Below are 17,575 nucleotides of genomic sequence, written 5' to 3' on the forward strand. Positions count from 1 at the left end.
TAAAGCGATGAATTTCCAACGAACCGAAGAACAGCAGATGATCATCGAGAATCTGCGTAAATACCTGGACTCGGAAATCGAGCCGGCCTTCCGCGAGCACGGCGAGGGCTTTATTCCCCGGGAGAAAATGCAGAAATGGACTCAGGGGCTGACCCAGTTCGGCATGATCAAGGCGCCGCACAGCGAGGAATGGGGCGGCTTCGGCATGGACTGGCTTACCCACCTCATGGTGTTCGAAGAGGTCGCCTACACCTCGCTGGATATCGCCATCCCCGGCTTTATCAACGCGGTGAATGCTGAGTTATTAGGTCAGCTGGCACCTGACGCCATCAAGGAGAAGTATCTCGCAGATATTATCAACTGCAACAAATTCATTGCTATGGGTATTTCAGAGCCAGACGTGGGTTCAGACGTGTCTGCAGTCAAGACCCGTGCGGTGCTCGATGGCGACCACTGGGTGATCAATGGCGAAAAGACCTGGATTTCGAATGGCGAGTACTCAGACATCTTCATCTGCACCTGTCGTACGGGTGAGAACGAAATCAGCCATATACTGATCGACCGTGAGGAGCACGGTTATGAGACGGTGGGAATCCCCAAGATGGCGCTGAACGGCCAGTCAACAGCACAGGTTTTCATGTCTGATGTGCGGGTGCCGGTGGAGAATGTAGTGGGGGGCCGTGGTACCGGACTCAAGAATACCCTGAAGATATTCGAATTCGCTCGCTGCCACATGGCTATGTGGGGTGTTGGCGTGGCGCGCCGCGCCATGGACGAGGCCATCAAGTATGCCCAGGAGCGCAAGCAGCACGGCAAGTTGATTGGTGGTCACCAGATGATCGCCGACAAGCTTGCTACCATGGCTACCCAGATTGATGCCGCCCGGCTGTTGGCCTACAGGGCCATGGATATGGTGATGCGCGGCGAGCGTGCGGACAAGCAGTGCGCCATGGCCAAGTGGTACGGCACCGAGATAGCGGTGACCGCGACACGGGATGCGCTGGAAATTCACGGTGGTAATGGCGTTACCAAGGAATTCATTGTTGAACGCCTGGCGCGGGAGGCCATTATCGCGCCGATCCCTGATGGCACTACCGAGATTCAAAAGTTACTTATCAGCCGGGCCTTGACTGGTCTAAATGCATTCAGCTGAGTAAAGGAAATTTGGAGGCTTCTTGTGAACCTGAAAGATAAAGTTGTAGTAATCACCGGCGGTGCTTCTGGCCTGGGGCAGGCCACTGCTCGCTACATGGTGAACGAGAAGGGTGCAAAGGTTGCCCTCCTCGACCTGAATGCCGAAGCCGGCGCTGAGACTGTTGCGGAGCTCGGTGAGGAGAGCGCCATCTTCTGCCAGACCGACGTAACCTCCGAGGAGAGCATTGATACCGCTATCGCCGTCATCATGGATAAGTTCGGCGCGATCCACGTGGATATCAATGCCGCGGGCATTCCTCTACCCTGCAAGATCCTGGACCGGGACGGTGTGGCCAGCAGCCTGGCGAAGTACGCCACGGTGATCAACGTGAACCTGATGGGCGTGTTCAACGTGATGGCCAAGTGCGCAGAACAAATGGCCAAGAACGAGCCGGATGAAAAGGGCGAGCGCGGTGTGGTCGTCAACGTCTCATCCGGGGCCGCCTTCGAGGGACAGATCGGCCAAAGCGCCTACTCGGGCTCCAAGGCCGGCGTGAACGGCATGAACATTCCCGCCGCGCGGGAGCTGGGCCCTCTGGGTATCCGTGTCAATTCAATCGCCCCGGGTCTTTTTGGTACCCCCATGGTCAAGTCTTTCGATCAGAAGGTGCAGGACGCCCTGATCCAGATGTGTGAGGCCCCCAAACGCATGGGCGACATGGAGGAGTTCGCACACACCTGCGCCTACTTGGCGGAAAACGCCTATATGAACGGCCGTGTCATCCGCCTGGACGCGGCCACTGTGATGCAGGCTAGGTAGCGTAATGAGATGAAACGCAATCACCAGTTCCCTCGTTTGTCTGCGGGGGCGTGTTTCACGTCAGCAGAAGTTGGACTAACTAGCCTGATTGCCTAAGGGATGGTTTTGGTTCATTTTTAACACGAGAGGGAACTTTGAGGCGGACCATAAAATCGCCGATTGCAAGCTTTATCTAGCCGCCAGCGACATAGAGAATACCCGAATAAAGGCAAGGCGCCGGGAGACGAATGGCATTTTCAATGCGCTCCAATTTTTCCTAGATGGGCCTATTATTTGTGTGATTCACAGAGATCGTTTCAATCTGGCCAGCTCCAAATCTAGTTTGTAGTTGGCCTCTTGTATGCGTTCTTTGGATGGCTTGTAGTCAGCGTAAGCATCCTCGGGCAGTGGCGTTTCTTCCGACAACTCGACGTACCGCTCCATAGGCGTTTTACCTTTATGAGCACCATGAGGCCGATCCCAGTTGTAGTAGTGCTGCCACTCGGCCAGCAGGTCATCGAGTTCTTCTGACGATAGGTCGACGGCTACATAAAATTCGGTCTTATCTGTTTTCTGTGACCGCTCTACTTTACCGTTAAGGTGCGGCGATCCTGGCTTGTTTAGCCGGAACTTTATCCCAAGATCCATCAGCTTTTTCTGTACCTTCGCGGCAAAAAATTCTCTGCCCCGATCGGTTTGTATTTGTTGAATAGGGAATGGCATTTCTTCCATGACGGCGTCGGTGAAATCCAATGTATTAGCAGCCGTACGACGCTTGTATAGTCGCAATACCCTATAGCGGGTGCAGTCATCAATGGATGTGTACTGATAAAGGTTTGGCCCAATCTTGCAAGTATCCATCTGCACTCGGTCGCCAGGTACCGGCCGTTCATACCTGACAAATTCCGACTTCTTCCTGAGCCTTTTAACGGGTTTTACCTGATTCCGCTGGAATACTTTATGTATTGTTGCCAATGACAAGGAAATATCATGCAGCCGAAAAAGTTCGCTTTGAAGCCTTCGGGCTCCAAGATTTCGAGATTTCCTAAGGCCGATAATCAATGCCTCCATTTCGGCATCGACCTTGGCTGCAGGTGAAGAGTGAGGTCGCCGGCTGTGGCTTTCCAGGCTGCTTTCGCCGCTAGCCTGATACCTTTGCCACCATTTCCTTAGGGACGAGACTGCCACTCCACAACTTGACTGTTCACAGCCTCTGTCACCTTGGAAACCAGGGTGGGCGAGATGTCGGCATCGTACATCTCTTTGAAGGTGGCGACGATTTCCCGCGTCGTCATGCCTTTCGCGTAGAGGCTCAGGATCTTGTCATCCATGGCGGTGAAGCGGGTTTGACCCTTCTTTACCAGCTGCGGATCGAAGCTGCCCTCGCGGTCACGGGGCGTGTTTAGCTTAAACTGACCGTCCTCGGTTTTCAGGGTCTTGCTGGTGTAGCCGTTGCGGCTGTTGGCATTATCGGAGGGCTGGTGCCTATCGTAGTCCAGATGCTCGTCGAGTTCGGCATTCAGCGCTGCTTCGACAGTGATCTTGGTCAGCATCTGGCTGAACTCGTTGAGATCTTTCTCGGTTTTGAGGGTTTTGGCAGCCTCACGTGCGAAGGCTTCCAGTTCTTTCTTGTTCATATTGCCTATCCTTACCCTGTAATGGTTCAATGATAGGCGGTTTACACAGTTTTATTTACAGGCCCGTTCCACAAATCGCGATAGACAGGATGGGTCTTTTCATTCCATGTGGGATCGGACAAGACGCTATCGGCCAACATGGCGGTAAAGTGTTCAGCCGCGCAGGTGCCGGCCAATTTGTTGCGCCACGGCAGCAACTTGCGGGCGCGGGTAATCAGCCACATAAATTGCGCGTCCAGCTTTTTCTGGGGCAGACCGTTTTTCTGCATCAACTCGTTATAGACTTCATGCTCACGGCCATGGATTGCTTCTTGTGCAATGAAGCCGCGCATTTGCTCCAGCAGGCGCGGATCATCAATCCGGTCCTTATAGTGGCGCACGGCCTCAATAAAAAAGCGTTCGCCTTCGGGGAAGACGATTGACATGCCGTCAAAGAAGCGGGAGATGGCAGGATCGTCGTCATACCAGTCACGAGGGCATTCCTCGGTCAGGTCAAATTTGATGTTTCGCGGGGGGATCGCGTGATCGCGATGCGCGGTGTCAGGGGTCATTTTTGCTCTTCCTTTTAGAGTAAAGTCTCTAATGTGCAATTTATGTCTTGCTGACACTATGGGAATAGTTAGAGAATGGGACAGCGAGGTATCATTACCGGAAAATGCTGCGGCAGTTCCGCCCGCTTTGTTTTTTATGAGGCAAGGGCGTATAAGCGGCGCTTGAATTTAAGGAGATTGGGTTATGAGCATTCGGGCATCCTTGGTGCGGCTGGTGATGCGGCTGACGGTGAAACGGCAAATCCATAAAGAAAATGGGTTGGAGCCAGCAGCTTTGCGGTTGGCGAGTGATAAACGCGCCCGTCGCGGTGGCTGGCCCGAAGGCGGCAAGGTTGAGGAAGTCTCGGCCAATGGCGTGAAAGCCTTTTGGGTAGATGCTGAGAACGCCGATCCGAACCGGGTGTTCTATTATCTGCATGGCGGTGGCTATATTCTCGGCGCACCGGACACCACGCATAAGGATTTGCTGTGGCGCTTGTCCAAAGCATCGGGCGCACGGGTGCTGGCCATTGATTATCGCCTTGCGCCCGAAGCGCCGTTTCCCGCCGCAGTGGATGATGCGATTGCGGCCTATAATTGGTTGCTGGAACAAGGCTATCGCTCCGAAGCCATTGCCATTGGCGGCGACAGTGCGGGCGGCGGCCTCACCTTCGGCACCCTGTTGCGAATGCGTGATGAACGTATTCCGCTGCCTTCCTGTGCCGTTGGCCTGTCTCCATGGACGGATTTGGCCGGCACGGGTGAGACGGTTATCACCAATCTTCAATCCGACCTGATAATCCCCGGTGACCGTTTGGTGGAAATCGGTGAGCACTATCTGCAAGGACAAGACCCTGAATTGCCTTATGCCTCACCCCTCTATGGTAATCACGTCGGCTTGCCGCCGACCCTGATTCAGGTCGGTGAGCCGGAAGTACTGCTGGATGACAGCCGCCGCCTTGCCGCCAAGCTGAAGCGCGCAGGCGTGCCCGTCGCTTTGGAAATCTGGAAGGGCATGCCGCATGTCTTTCCCCTGCTGGCGCGCTTTATGCCGGAAGGCAAGCGGGCGATTGAGATTATCGGCACCTTTGTGCAGGGCCATTTAGCAGATGAAGCCGACCCGGCTTTGATTGCCGATTTAAGGGGTGAAGCCGCCGCGGCTGAATGTAAGTCGTCAGATGATTTGGGACACGTCGCCTGAGTTTTTGAAGGAGACATTCTTAGTATAGTTTTCGGTTAATGGATTGAACAGGCTTTCTGATTTTCCTCCTTTCTGCGTTGCAAGGTGTGTTGTTTGATTAGCGCTCGTCGATCCATGATTTCCTCCTTGCGCCCATAAAACATATCCGCAGGCGTAATGTTATCCAGTGCCTCGTGATAGCGTTCGTTATTGTAGTGATTCACAAACTGGCTGATGGCTTTCTCAAGCTCCCAGGGATAGTAGTAATTCTCCAGCTTTACAACGTTCTTCATCGTGCGGTGGTACCGCTCGATCTTGCCCTGCGTTTGCGGGTGGTATGGTGCGCCACGCGTATGCTCCATACTCTGAGTACTGAGATAGTCTTTCAGCTCCTGTGACAGGTAACACGGGCCATTATCACTGAGTAATCGGGGGCGATGTTTGACGGCCACCTGATCGACGCCTGTCTTGGCAATTGCGTCATCTAATGTCAGCTTTACATCATCGGCCGCCATGGTTGTCGTCAACTTCCAGCTAATGATGTAACGGCTGTAGTCATCAAGCACCGTGGACATGAAGTACCAGCCCCAACCTACGATCTTGAAGTAGGTAAAGTCGGTCTGCCATAACTCATTGACCCGCCGTGTTGGCGTATGGAATCTGTCACCGGCCTGCATCAGTATGTATCCTGGGCTAGTGATCAGGTCATACTGCTTTAGCAGCCGGTAAACGGTCGACTCCGAGATAAAGTACTCGTGCTTATCGGTGATATACCAAGCCAGCTCACGAGGAGACAGCTCCGGGCGCTCCAGTGCAACATCGATGCATTGCTCTTTCACGCTCTCAGGCAATCGATTCCAGAACTGTCGGGGCGAACGGCTCTTTGCTACTAGGCCGTCATATCCATCATCTTGATAAGCTTTATACCAGCGATAAAACGTACTCCGGTTGATGTCCAATTCTTCCAGAGTACGCTTGACCGAGGGCTCGGGGCTTTCGACTAAGCGGATCACCTCGTATTTCTCCGAGGCTGACAGCGTCATTCGTCGTCCCAAGTCAATCCCGAGCCAAGCACACTTTTTTTGAGAACATTGTTCTTGAGCATCGTTTCGGCCAGCATTTGCTTGAGGTGATTATTTTCCTTTCTCAAGTCCGTGACCTCACGGCTATTAGCCTGACGCTTTGTATCCCCAGCTAGACGTTGCTTACCCGCTTCCAGAAACTCCTTGCTCCAGCTGTAATACTGGCTGGGAACAATGCCTTCGCGGCGGCATAATTCAGCAATGGATTCTTCACCACGCAAGCCTTCCAGCACAATCCTGATCTTTTCTTCAGGCTCATGCTTCTTGCGTGTTTTGCGGCGAATGGTTTTAACTAGGTTTTCAGTTGTATCAGTCATCGTAGACTCCTTGCTTCAGTAAAATGTAGCAGAAGTCTCCTTTAGCGTTAGGCGCTAATGTGTCTCATATGCTCTGACGGGATACACCAACCCCTAATAAGAGGGAACTCTGAATGCCCATTTCCGATGAGCTTATCGATAAACTGCTAGAAGGTCACGATTCTCCTGAAGCCATACTTGGCGATGACGGCCTGCTAAAACAACTCACCAAGCGCGTTGCTGAACGCGCCCTGGAAGCCGAGATGGACGATCATCTCGGTTACAGCAAACACCACCCGAAGGGTAACAACACCGGCAATTCCCGCAACGGCAAGGGTCGCAAAACCGTTCGCAGCCTGCATGGCGAGATTGACTTGGACGTACCCCGCGACCGCAATGGCACCTTCGATCCCAAGCTGGTTAAAAAGGGGGAGAAGCAGCTCAATGGCTTCGATGACCGGATTATCTCGTTGTACGCCCGTGGCATGACCACCCGCGACATCCAGGCTCATTTTGCTGAAGCCTATGGGGTTGAGGTATCCGCTACGTTTATCTCCCAGGTTACCAATGCCGTGCTGGATGAGGTCAAAGCCTGGCAGGGTCGGCCATTAGACAACGTTTACCCAATTGTTTACCTGGATGCCTTGGTCGTACGCAGCCGAGCCTCTGGCGCGGTGCAAAATAAATCGGTGTACCTTGCCCTGGGTATCAACCGCGAAGGGGAGAAGGAAATCCTTGGCTTGTGGATGGCTGAGACAGAAGGCGCGAAGTTCTGGCTGTCCGTGATGACCGACCTCAAGAATCGCGGGCTACAGGATATCTTTATTGCTTGCACCGACGGACTCAAGGGCTTCCCTGAAGCGATTGAGGCCGTCTACCCCCATACACAAGTTCAGCTCTGTATCGTCCATCAAGTTCGTCACTCACTGCGCTATGTCAGCTGGAAGCAGCGTAAAGACGTTGCCGCCGCTCTCAAGCGTATCTACGGGGCGGCTACCCTTGGCGAGGCCGAGCAAGCACTGGAGGAGTTTGCTCAGCAGTGGGATGACCAGCATCCGACGATCAGCCAATCCTGGCGTAATAACTGGGAGAGGCTGACGGTGTTCTTTGATTATCCACCCGCGATACGGAAAGTGATCTACACCACCAATGCTATTGAGTCGCTGAATGCCTCGCTCAGGAAGGTCACGAAAACCCGGCGATCCTTCCCCAATGACGAGTCGGTGATGAAGGTGTTGTATCTTGCCTTGCACCAGATAGCCAAAAAGTGGACGATGCCAGTGCGTGATTGGAAACAGGCCATGAGCCAGTTTACGATCTTGTACAGCGACAGAACTGCGCTGTGATTAACCGCCATTTACACAGTTAAATTTACAGTCTCGGCTTTGAGGGAATTCTAAGTCAGGGAACAAAGCCTTCTGCCTAGCCCACGCTTCCTCGTAGTCACACAGTACATGATCCATGTCCACGTAAATTATTGCTTTAGAACCCTTGGTCACATTTATCCTCGAGAAGCGCAAAATTACACGCCACTAAATTATCATAAAATCAGTTGGTTGGGGCTTTATACGAAGGCTAGAGCTTGAGTATGTCGCAAACGCCCTCCCTTCATAGCATACATAGAGGGTGTTCGGGGCTTGCAAATCAGCGCTAACGAACCTAAAAGCATCCATTTTAGGCTTGTTATGTTCTAGGTTGTGGGTGGTAATACTAGCTAAATCAGTGAGTTACTGGTTTGTAGCATAACTTGGCAGTGCAGAATTTATAGCATAAAGTGGCAAAACTGCCATCTTATGAGTGAATCCACACCAGATGCAAGTAACCAGGATGATAAATGGATGTTTCACGCACGCTTCCTTAGCGCTACGCTTTTAAATTTTCTTAGCGATCGTGCGGCATCGTCCGCGATCACATAGGCGGCTGGTAAAACCAGAAGCGTGAGAATTGTCGACGAAGACATACCACCGATGACAAGAAAACCGACTGGATTACGGAGTTCAGAGCCGTCGCTATTCGCTAACGCCACAGGCACCATACCCAAGACAGTGGACAACGCAGTCATTAGTACTGGCCGTAGTCGCTGAGGGCCTGCACTCAACACCGCGTCCTTCGACGCTTGCCCTGCCTCGCGGAACTGATTTGCAAGGTCTACAAGCAGGATGCCATTCTTCATGACAAGCCCCATGAGCGCAATGAGTGCAATCTGAACAAAAATGTTCAAGGGCTGATTGAAAAAATAGAGCATTGAGAAAGCGCCTATAAAAGAGAGGGGAGCCGTGACCATGACAATTAGGGGCTGCACAAAGCTGTTAAATAAGCTCGCCAGGATCATGTAAAGCGACACGAGGGCTAAAACGAAGGCGAAAATAATCGCGTCTGTGCTGTCCTGCATGCGTCGGGCTTGACCAAGGTATAGACCGGAATAACCTTCGGGCAGGCCGACCTCAGCGACGATGCGGTCTAGCTCCTCTGTTGCAGTCCCGAGCGCAACGCCAGGCTTTGTGTTGGCGAAAATACCAATTTTTCGGGATCGAGACTGGCGCTCAATCTGGGCTGGGCCTGAAGCAAAGCGAAGGTCGGCCAAATTGGCAAAATCAATGAGCGATCTGTCCGACGCCCGCGATTGAATGAGCTCGACCCAGCGCATGTCAGCGCGGTCGTCTTCCTCCATCTGGGCGCGCACCTCGATCCTTTCTCCATTTTCCTCATAGGAAGTGACCTCTATCCCACCCAGCATAATACGCGCGTTGTTGGCAAGGCTTTTGATCGAGACGCCTAAATCTGCCGCTTTGGCACGATCGACATCAATTTGTAGTTCTGGGCGGCCAATTTTGTACGTAGAGTGTATATCCGCATAAATGCCGGTTTCTCGCATACGTCGCATGACCTCGTCGGTAATCCGTTCAAGCTCCCCCAGATCTGAACCGGTCAACGCATATTCCATATCAAAGGACGTAAGACCGCCACCGGTCATGATGGGCATTTCAGAAACAGAGATCGTTTTGGCCTCGGGTATAACCTTGTAGAGCACCTGGCGCGCTTCGGCCATAACGTCAAATTGATCCGATAAGCGATCTTCTTTGTGGACAAGTTTGAGAAAATAGCTGATCTCGTTCACCCGCTCGGTCTGGTTGCCGCCGACGGTGAAGAATACGTTATCAACGTGTTTTATTTTTGCGAGCTCAGCGGCAGCGCGCTTCGCAAGCTCTCGCGACTGGGATATGCCTGCGCCTTGCTCCAATTCAACGTCGGCGATGAACTCTGACCTGTCAAGCGAAGGGATAAAATCGATGGCCAAGCGTTGAGCGACGAGCACGCCAATCACCACGGAACCCAGCGCGGCCGCGACCACAAAATAGCGATAGCGAATGGAAATGCTCAGCATTCGGCTATACCAGTTTTCCAGGCGCGATAGAGCCCGATCGATTAGGGAGCTAATTGCGCCTTTGTGCGCTTGTGGTTTTAAAATTCGAGCACACAGCGCAGGTGTGAGCGTGAGCGACACGAGCAGCGACACTCCAATGGAAAACACTACCGTTAATCCATATTCACGGAAAAAACGGCCAATCACCCCTTCCATAAAAGCGATGGGCACGTAAACCGCCATGATTGCTACTGTCGCCGCAATGACCGCACCGCCCACCCGATCGACGCCGTGGGAGGCTGCGTTCGCCGGGCTCATGCCGCCTTCTATTTCCCGCTGAATACTTTCTAGCACAACAATGGCATCGTCCACCAGAAGACCGATGGCCATGGCGAGGGCAATCAGCGTCATCATGTTGATGGTGAAGTCTGCGGTATAGAAGGCAAAAAAAGTAGCAATTAAAGCACATGGCATGGCGATAGAGACAATCAGCGTTGCCCCTATACTGAGGAGAAAGAACCAGGTGACGATAGCTACGAGACCGATGGCAAATATCATGTCCGCAAATGTGTCTCGAATGCCGGCCTCGGTGAAGAGAGATGCATCTTGAGCTGTGACGATAGTTGTTCCCTCTGGAGCTAAAGCCCGCACCTCATCGAGTGCCTCTTTTACGGCGTTGGCGACTTCGACGACGTTTGTGCCAGATTGCCTGCGAATATCAAGGGAAATACCGGTGCGGCCGTCTAACTCCGCGTAGGTGCGCTCGTCTTCCAACCCATCCTCGATGCGGGACACATCACCGAGCTTTACAGGCGCTTGACGGTCAAATGCGACGATGAGCTCTTCGAATTCACGGATTGAACCGACCTCGCCTTTTGTTTTAACGCCGAATTCGCGATCTTTCATCTCGGTTTCCATGCGGCCGCCTGGTACTTCCACATGTTCTCGCTTTATAGCCTGAACTACTTCATCGGCGGTTAGACCATAAGCGCGCAGGCGTTCTGCATTTAGCCAAATTCGTATTTGCCGTTCACGTCCACCAACGACTGTTACAGTTCCGACGCCGGTAACGCGTTGGAGGCGATTCTTAACGGTGTTCTCTGCAAACACTGTCAGTTCGCTGATTGGCACCGTACTTGCGATCATGACGGACAAAATCGGCGCAGATGCAGGATCGACTTTCTCAACAATGGGCGGCTCGATATCTAAGGGCAAATTACGCCGTGCAACGTCCAGCTTGTCCCGGACATCCTGGACCTTAACATCGAGGTTGTCCTCCATCTCAAATTCGAGAAAGATTTGTGACAGTCCTTCTGAGCTCACAGAACGGAGAAGTTTGAGGCCCGCTATGGTGTTTACAGCTTCTTCAATGACATCAGTGACTTCGGTCTCAATAGTTTCCGGCGATGCCCCCTCGAGCGCTGTGGTTACAGATACGTAGGGTATGTCCAGTTCGGGGAAAAAATTAACACCTAGACGTGCTAGCGAAATCGATCCAAGTACAACCAGTGCGCCGATTAGCATGGTTGCAAAGACCGGTCGTCGGATAGACAGATCGGAAATCCACATCAGTTTTCCAATCCTTCTTTTCTGGTCATGACGACATCGTCAGAAACGTCAGTAAGGTGCGAGCTCGGCAATACGCGCATGCCGGCCTCCAGTCCACTAAGCACCTCAACCGAATCAGTGTTGTGGTCACGTGTTGTTAAGTGGCGTATTCTTGCCTTGCCATCTTCGTAGAGCAAGACATAGGGGTCGTTGGGCGGGCCACGCAATAAAGAACGGGGGAGGAGAACGACTTTGTGCGGCTTGGGAAAAATCTCGGCTCGCGCGAAAAGGCCCGGTTTGATTTTGTAGCCGTCATTGGTGATAACTGAACGTGCGTCAATCGACCGAGAGGCTATATCGATTCGGTCGTTAATAATGTGAATCTCAGATTCAATTACATCCGGTATACCATCGATACGGATTTCGACTTTCGTGCCTAACGTGATTTCGGGTAAGTACTTGGCAGCTATACTCCAGACGGCTACGACAGGATCGGCTTTTTTTACCTGGACCACGGCCGAGTTTCCCATGCCTGAGGCTCGGCTTGAGATGAAAACGCCTTCGTCCACAAACCGTTCGGTGATTACGCCGGTGTAGGGCGCGCGGGCAATAGCATCTTCAAGACTCTGTTCAACCTGGGCGAGTTTTGACTTTGTAATATCGACACGGGCTCTCGCAGTTTCTAAAGCGGCGGCCGAGGTGTCAAATTGCGCTGCTGAAGCTACTCCCTTGTTGCGCAGATTGGAGACCCGATTAAATTCAATCTTTGCCTTTCGAAATTCGGCCGCGTATAGGGCGGATGAAGCAGCGAGTTCCTGCTTTTGTAACCTGAGTACGACGTCTCGCGTTCGAAACAAGGCGTCGCCAGCTTTCACTCGATCGCCAACGCGCACATAGATTTCCTCAATCGTTCCTTCGATCTTGGGGCCAATATTGCTGGATTTTGCAGCCATTATCGTACCGGTTGCCAAAATGGGTTTTACAACGTTTTCAGTAGTGACGGTATGTAAGGCGAATTGGGATGGTTGAGAGTGCTCGGATGGCGGTGCTTGCTCAGTAATTTCGTTCTCTGCCGATGCAAATGCTTTGCCACTATGAAAAGCGGCGATCAGTGGCAGCGACACAAGAAAAATCGATTTGCTGATAAGGCGCAATGGAATACCCTCTTGCAATAAGGCGTTGTACATACTATAAGTATACATAACATATGTAAATAGAGGTTATTCCATGAAGCGAGAGGACTTGGAGTGGAATTTAGGGTACCTGCTAGACGATGCAGCGCGGCTGATGAGGCGGGCCTTCGATGCGCGAATCAGACACTTGGGTTTGACGCGAGCACAGTGGTTTGTGCTTGCACAGCTTTATCGGGAAGATGGGTACACCCAGACTAATCTTGCGAAATTGGCGGATATGGACAGGGCCACGCTGGGCAAAGTTGTCGACCGCCTCCAGGAAAAGGGCTTAATTGAGCGACGTCCACACCCTGAAGACAGACGGGCCAATCTTATCTACATCACAAAAGCATTTGATCGGCTGGTCGCGCCAATGCGTGCAGAATCAATACGACTCTACTCCGACGCCCTGCGCGGGCTTAGTGTCAAGCAGTGCGAGCAATTTACCGCTATGTTAGCCAAGGTCCGCGAAAATTTAATCGGTAAGGCAGAGATTGAAAATGATGGGGTTAGCGAAATGGGTTCGTATATGCCACGTATGGTCGGCGTCCGTGAGCTTACCTGATTGCAGGTTCGGGCAGACAGAGAAGATGCAATAACTTTTAGTAATAATTATTTCCGCTACGCTGTGACTTGCGTGCAGCTGCCGATGCTATGCCAGGCATGCCTCGAGCATCCGGAGCCTTATTAAATATCTAAATGAGGAAAATATGGTGTTTGAGCAAGGAAAAACTGGTATTGGCAGCACTGAAAAGTTATTTGATATGTTCTTCACGCATATTGGTACGCATCGTGACCTTGGATTGACGCTCCAGAATATAGAGGGAGATATCGCTAAAATTCATCTTCCTTTTCAGAGTAAGCATGCTGACTCAATAGAAAATGGCAGTCTTCATACAACCGCAATAGCGACGGCCATAGATAGCGCCTGCGGCTGTGCGGTGATGCTTCATCTCGGCAAGCCGGCAGCCATCGCGACCGTGAATCTAAGAATCGATTACATGCGCAAACCTGAGCCTGGGCGGGGCTTGGTTATCGAAGCTAGTTGCTATCAATATGCGGAGGATTTTATCTATGTTGGTGCGGCGGCTTATCAGGTAAATTCAAAAATAATGTGCTGCAACGCTGTTGGCATATTTAAATCTGACACGCCGGGCCCCGTGCTTGGCATGGAAATAACGTAGGCACGCCGAATGATAAACCAAAAGCTTATCGATTTTCTTGAAGAAACGCCTTATGCCCGTAACTACGGGACCGAAATAATTACTTCAATACCAGAGACGGAGTGCGTAACCCGGTGGCAGAATGTTTTTACGGGTAACCCACTTTTGCGTGCCTGGCACGGAGGCGTAGTTTCAGGTGTTCTTGAGCTGACCGGGACGCTCGCCGTCATAAATTCTGCCAAGACTAAAGAGTGCGCATTGCTTTCTATAAACACGAGCTACCTTCGTCCTGCCTTAGGTGATAAAAGTTTGTTTAGCCGCGCCACTGTCGTTCGAAGCGGAAAACGTGTTCATACGGTCAGCGCTGTTGTGTGGCAAAACTCTCCGGATGAACCAACAGCAATCGCATCATTAACGTTCGCAGGAAAGTAGTAACTCATGGTCTGCAGAAAGTCCGGGGCATCCACTTCAATTGCAATCCCGATTGAGGATTTTTATAAGAGTTGCCCTAAGCGTTCACCAAAACTGCTTTTGTCGTCATGACAAAGCGTGATCTTTACTGACTGAGTAAACACATCTCGCCACACCCTTCATATCACAAGTATCCATCTTTAGATCAAATGCCTCTATTTTTTTTCGAGGTGCCTGTTGCTAGATTACCCAAGTGAAAAGGCCAACACTTTGGGGGCGCGAGCTAAAAGCGCATGGCCAAAATTCATTTCCCATGCTGGTTCCCAATAATACCGTTGATCCTGCGCAGTACGCGCAACAGTTGAGGACGAAAGTCCCGCTTGTATTGGACCCACAAGTCCAATCATTGGGCTGTCACCAATTACGGGAAAACGGAAAGTTCGTAGGACGACCCGGTGAACTGTTCTCTTTCAGCGGGCCAGAAGGCGATTTTTAAGCAGAGGGCCGCAGCTAATTTTTTATGTGTCCACACAACCGTGTCGACACCCCCAGACAGTGACCTTTCCCCCGATTTTGGAACCATGACCAAGATGAGATTTCCAGTTAACCTAACGGGATGGAGATCTCAGTATGAAGAAGCGATACAGCGACGAACAAATCATCAAGGCCATCAAAGAGCATGAGGCTGGAGCCAAGGTTGAAGACATCTGTCGCAACCTGGGGATTTCAACTGGCACGTTCTACAACTGGCGTAGCAAATTCGCCGGGATGGAAGTTAACGAGGCCAAGCGGCTACGTGAACTGGAGAGCGAGAACAACAAGCTTAAGAAGTTATTAGCCGACAAGCTCCTTGAAGTTGAAGCGATGAAGGATGTGCTGTCAAAAAAGTGGTGAAGCCCGTCGGTCGCAAGCAGGTAGCCAAACACATGATCCTTGAACATCGCATCAGTGAACGAGCAGCCTGTCGATTAGCGGGCATCAGCAGGACGGCCTATCGCTATCAGGCGAGACCAAGTAACGATGGAGCTCTGAGAGCACGGCTAAAGGAATTGGCGGTTGAACAGTCTGCTTATGGCTATCTGCTTCTACATGGCCTTCTCAAAGCTGAAGGGCTAGTTGTTAATAAGAAGCGTACGTACCGGATATACACCGAAGAAGGCCTTCAGGTACGCACCAAGAAGCGGAAGAAGCTACAGCGCCCAAGGCTGCCAATGGAGGCGCCTCTGGGCATCAATCAGCGCTGGTCGATGGACTTTGTATCAGACCAGTTGACTAATGGACGACGCTTCCGAGTGCTCAATGTCGTTGATGATTATTCCCGCGAGATGGTTGGGCAATTGGTTTCCGTGTCAATTAGTGGACGGCAAGTTGCTCGCTTTCTTAGCCAATTGATCGAGGCTCGCGGTAAACCGAATATGATTGTCTGCGATAACGGCACCGAATTTACCAGTAAGGCCATGTTTTTCTGGAGCCAGGAGTCCGGAGTAAAGCTTGGCTTCATACAGCCAGGAAAACCAACGCAGAATGCTTTTGTAGAAAGCTTGAATGGAAAGTTCAGGAACGAGTGTTTAAACCGTCATTGGTTCCGGTCAATGGAGGAAGCCAGAGTCGAGATCGACCAGTGGCGGCACCACTACAACCACGTTCGACCACACAGTTCTCTGGATTATCTGCCACCTGTTGCATTTGCAAAACAGGCGGCATAACTTTTGGATAATCTCATCGGGGCTGTGGTACTAACTCTGGGGAAAGGTCAACAGGTGAAGAATTCTATTATGAGCGTTGCCGAATTGGACAACTACAAGCAGGCCGCGGACAACCACGACCTGAAACACATTCCAGGCTCCTTTGGCCTTCCCGTTATAGGGCACTTCTTCGAGATGGTGACGGATCTTTACGGCACCATCGACCGACAGTATTGCCGCTACGGGCCAGTATCGCGGCTAGGAGTGGCGTACCTCAAGGGAGTGCTGCTGATCGGGCCGGATCTCTACGGGGAGGTTTACCTCGACAAGGATAAGAATTTTTCCGCTGAGATGGGGTACGCGCGCACTCTGGGTCGCTTCTACAAAGGAGCGCTGCTGCTGCGGGACCACGGCGAGCATCGCTTCCAGCGCCGCATTATGCAGAGCGCGTTCAAGACCGAAGCCATGCGCGGCTACTTCGGCACTATGGGGCCTATGCTCAAGGAGGCTGTGGAAGGCTGGGACGGTCGCGAAGACTTCCTGTTTTTCCCAGCCATAAAACAGGCCCTGTTGGACGTGGCCGCTACAATTTTTGTCGGGCTGGACAAGGGCGATGATCGCGCCGCCAATTTGAATCATGCCTTCCTGGACATCGCCAATGGCCTGCTGGGGTTTTTCGCCAAGGAAATACCCGGCACTAAATACGCCAGGGGTAAAAAGGCCCAGCGCCATTTGCAGGAGTTCTTCGGTTCGTTGATCGAGGAGCGACGCCGCGGCAAAGGCATCGATACCTTCAGTTACTTCACCCGGGAAACCACTGAGGACGGTGAATACTTCAGCGACGAAGACATTATCGCGCACATGAGCTTCCTGCTCTTCGCTGCGCACGACACCACTACCAGTGCCCTTAGTCACTTGATGCTGCATCTCGGGGAGAATCCCGAGTGGCAGCAGCGCTTGCGCGAGGAAGCGGCGTCGATCGACAAGGACTTTCTGGATTACGACGATCTCGAAAAGATGCCACTGGCCGACGCGGCGGTGAAGGAAACCCTGCGACTGCATCCCTCAGCGATGGTGGCGCAGCGGAGAACAATTCGCGACTGCGAACTCGGCGGTTACCGCATCCCTGCCAACACCCTTCTGCTTCTGGTGCCCCAGTATACCCACCGTATGGCCGAGTACTGGGATAATCCTCATACCTTCGATCCTGAGCGCTGGCTGGAGCCCCGCAATGAGCACAAGCGTCATCCCTTCAGTTTTGTCGGCTTTGGTGGCGGAGCCCACAAATGCATCGGTATGCACTTTGCGCTTATGCAGACCAAGAACTTTTTACACCAGTTTCTGCGTCGCTATGAGTTCTCCTTAGCGGCTAATTCCGGTGAAAAACTTCAGACCGTTCCACTGCCCAAGCCAGCGGATGATCTACCACTGCATTTGAAGCGTTTAGGGTAATACGTCTGCCGGGGCCTCCCTGTAGGCCAACCATCGCACCAGCACAATTTTGGCGTGGTTCGCCGGACTTTTCTGTGGTATGAGGCATGGGTTCGAGTGAGCTTCGCAGATGCTTTGCATCT

At 52.1% G+C, this 17,575-nt stretch carries 13 protein-coding genes and 2 pseudogenes; 9 read left to right on the top strand and 6 right to left on the bottom strand.

Annotation, left to right across the window (positions count from 1 at the left end; translation table 11 throughout):
* The first annotated feature begins 7 nt into the window (after window positions 1-7).
* Window positions 8-1,153 (top strand): acyl-CoA dehydrogenase family protein, encoded by a 1,146-nt coding sequence (locus AC2Q8J_RS01840; protein WP_008250933.1) that lies wholly within the window; start codon window positions 8-10, stop codon window positions 1,151-1,153.
* Window positions 1,154-1,177: 24 nt separating this feature from the next.
* Window positions 1,178-1,954 carry an SDR family NAD(P)-dependent oxidoreductase gene (locus AC2Q8J_RS01845; RefSeq protein ID WP_008250934.1) on the top strand — a complete coding sequence of 259 codons (777 nt, stop codon included), beginning with the start codon at window positions 1,178-1,180 and terminating at the stop codon, window positions 1,952-1,954.
* Between the two features lie 282 nt (window positions 1,955-2,236).
* Here AC2Q8J_RS01845 and AC2Q8J_RS01850 read toward each other — a convergent pair.
* The 3 genes and pseudogenes from AC2Q8J_RS01850 to AC2Q8J_RS01860 all read right to left on the bottom strand — a co-directional run.
* Window positions 2,237-3,154 (bottom strand): annotated as a pseudogene (locus AC2Q8J_RS01850) (IS481 family transposase); the annotation flags it as partial.
* A pseudogene (locus tag AC2Q8J_RS01855) lies at window positions 3,106-3,570 on the bottom strand (transposase); the annotation flags it as partial. The pseudogenes AC2Q8J_RS01855 and AC2Q8J_RS01850, both read right to left, overlap by 49 nt.
* Window positions 3,571-3,611: 41 nt before the next feature.
* Window positions 3,612-4,121, bottom strand: coding sequence for a metal-dependent hydrolase (locus AC2Q8J_RS01860; protein ID WP_486451979.1), 510 nt, complete (start codon window positions 4,119-4,121; stop codon window positions 3,612-3,614).
* Between the two features lie 184 nt (window positions 4,122-4,305).
* On the opposite strand from AC2Q8J_RS01860, the gene AC2Q8J_RS01865 reads away from it, so the two are divergent.
* Window positions 4,306-5,301, top strand: a complete 996-nt coding sequence (locus tag AC2Q8J_RS01865) for an alpha/beta hydrolase (protein WP_486451980.1) — start codon at window positions 4,306-4,308, stop codon at window positions 5,299-5,301.
* Between the two features lie 35 nt (window positions 5,302-5,336).
* Here AC2Q8J_RS01865 and AC2Q8J_RS01870 read toward each other — a convergent pair.
* Window positions 5,337-6,679, bottom strand: a protein-coding gene (locus AC2Q8J_RS01870) for an IS3 family transposase (RefSeq protein ID WP_486451981.1) whose coding sequence is annotated in 2 segments (ribosomal slippage) — window positions 5,337-6,332 and window positions 6,335-6,679 — 1,341 coding nt in all. Because the reading frame shifts where the segments join, the coding sequence is not laid out codon by codon here.
* 113 nt (window positions 6,680-6,792) lie between these two features.
* On the opposite strand from AC2Q8J_RS01870, the gene AC2Q8J_RS01875 reads away from it, so the two are divergent.
* Window positions 6,793-8,004, top strand: a complete 1,212-nt coding sequence (locus tag AC2Q8J_RS01875; protein ID WP_486451982.1) for an IS256 family transposase — start codon at window positions 6,793-6,795, stop codon at window positions 8,002-8,004.
* A 497-nt stretch (window positions 8,005-8,501) separates the two neighbouring features.
* On the opposite strand, the gene AC2Q8J_RS01880 is transcribed toward AC2Q8J_RS01875, so the two are convergent.
* Window positions 8,502-11,591: an efflux RND transporter permease subunit gene (locus AC2Q8J_RS01880; protein WP_486451983.1), complete on the bottom strand. Its 3,090-nt coding sequence runs from the start codon at window positions 11,589-11,591 to the stop codon at window positions 8,502-8,504.
* Window positions 11,591-12,757 carry an efflux RND transporter periplasmic adaptor subunit gene (locus tag AC2Q8J_RS01885; RefSeq protein ID WP_161624250.1) on the bottom strand — a complete coding sequence of 389 codons (1,167 nt, stop codon included), beginning with the start codon at window positions 12,755-12,757 and terminating at the stop codon, window positions 11,591-11,593. Before AC2Q8J_RS01885 ends, AC2Q8J_RS01880 begins: the two co-directional genes overlap by 1 nt.
* Before the next feature lie 40 nt (window positions 12,758-12,797).
* Between AC2Q8J_RS01885 and AC2Q8J_RS01890 the strand changes: the two genes are divergently transcribed.
* The 5 genes from AC2Q8J_RS01890 (at window position 12,798) to AC2Q8J_RS01910 (ending at window position 17,453) form a co-directional block, all read left to right on the top strand.
* Window positions 12,798-13,307, top strand: coding sequence for a MarR family winged helix-turn-helix transcriptional regulator (locus tag AC2Q8J_RS01890; RefSeq protein WP_339678449.1), 510 nt, complete (start codon window positions 12,798-12,800; stop codon window positions 13,305-13,307).
* Between the two features lie 145 nt (window positions 13,308-13,452).
* Window positions 13,453-13,926: a PaaI family thioesterase gene (locus AC2Q8J_RS01895; protein ID WP_486451984.1), complete on the top strand. Its 474-nt coding sequence runs from the start codon at window positions 13,453-13,455 to the stop codon at window positions 13,924-13,926.
* A 9-nt stretch (window positions 13,927-13,935) separates the two neighbouring features.
* Window positions 13,936-14,337: a PaaI family thioesterase gene (locus AC2Q8J_RS01900; RefSeq protein WP_084498002.1), complete on the top strand. Its 402-nt coding sequence runs from the start codon at window positions 13,936-13,938 to the stop codon at window positions 14,335-14,337.
* 609 nt (window positions 14,338-14,946) lie between these two features.
* A protein-coding gene (locus AC2Q8J_RS01905; RefSeq protein ID WP_286838887.1) for an IS3 family transposase occupies window positions 14,947-16,022 on the top strand; the annotation gives its coding sequence in 2 pieces (ribosomal slippage) (window positions 14,947-15,196 and window positions 15,196-16,022; 1,077 coding nt in all).
* A 54-nt stretch (window positions 16,023-16,076) separates the two neighbouring features.
* A complete protein-coding gene (locus AC2Q8J_RS01910) occupies window positions 16,077-17,453 on the top strand; it encodes a cytochrome P450 (protein ID WP_486451985.1) in 1,377 nt (458 codons plus the stop codon).
* The last annotated feature ends 122 nt before the right edge of the window (window positions 17,454-17,575 follow it).

Source organism: Spongiibacter sp. C9W (assembly GCF_057370015.1).

Coding starts and splice junctions, on each gene's coding strand:
- AC2Q8J_RS01840 (WP_008250933.1), top strand. CDS start 8: ATGAATTTCCAACGAACCGAAGAACAGCAGATGATCATCGAGAATCTG.
- AC2Q8J_RS01860 (WP_486451979.1), bottom strand. CDS start 4,121: ATGACCCCTGACACCGCGCATCGCGATCACGCGATCCCCCCGCGAAAC.
- AC2Q8J_RS01865 (WP_486451980.1), top strand. CDS start 4,306: ATGAGCATTCGGGCATCCTTGGTGCGGCTGGTGATGCGGCTGACGGTG.
- AC2Q8J_RS01875 (WP_486451982.1), top strand. CDS start 6,793: ATGCCCATTTCCGATGAGCTTATCGATAAACTGCTAGAAGGTCACGAT.
- AC2Q8J_RS01880 (WP_486451983.1), bottom strand. CDS start 11,591: ATGTGGATTTCCGATCTGTCTATCCGACGACCGGTCTTTGCAACCATG.
- AC2Q8J_RS01885 (WP_161624250.1), bottom strand. CDS start 12,757: ATGTACAACGCCTTATTGCAAGAGGGTATTCCATTGCGCCTTATCAGC.
- AC2Q8J_RS01890 (WP_339678449.1), top strand. CDS start 12,798: ATGAAGCGAGAGGACTTGGAGTGGAATTTAGGGTACCTGCTAGACGAT.
- AC2Q8J_RS01895 (WP_486451984.1), top strand. CDS start 13,453: ATGGTGTTTGAGCAAGGAAAAACTGGTATTGGCAGCACTGAAAAGTTA.
- AC2Q8J_RS01900 (WP_084498002.1), top strand. CDS start 13,936: ATGATAAACCAAAAGCTTATCGATTTTCTTGAAGAAACGCCTTATGCC.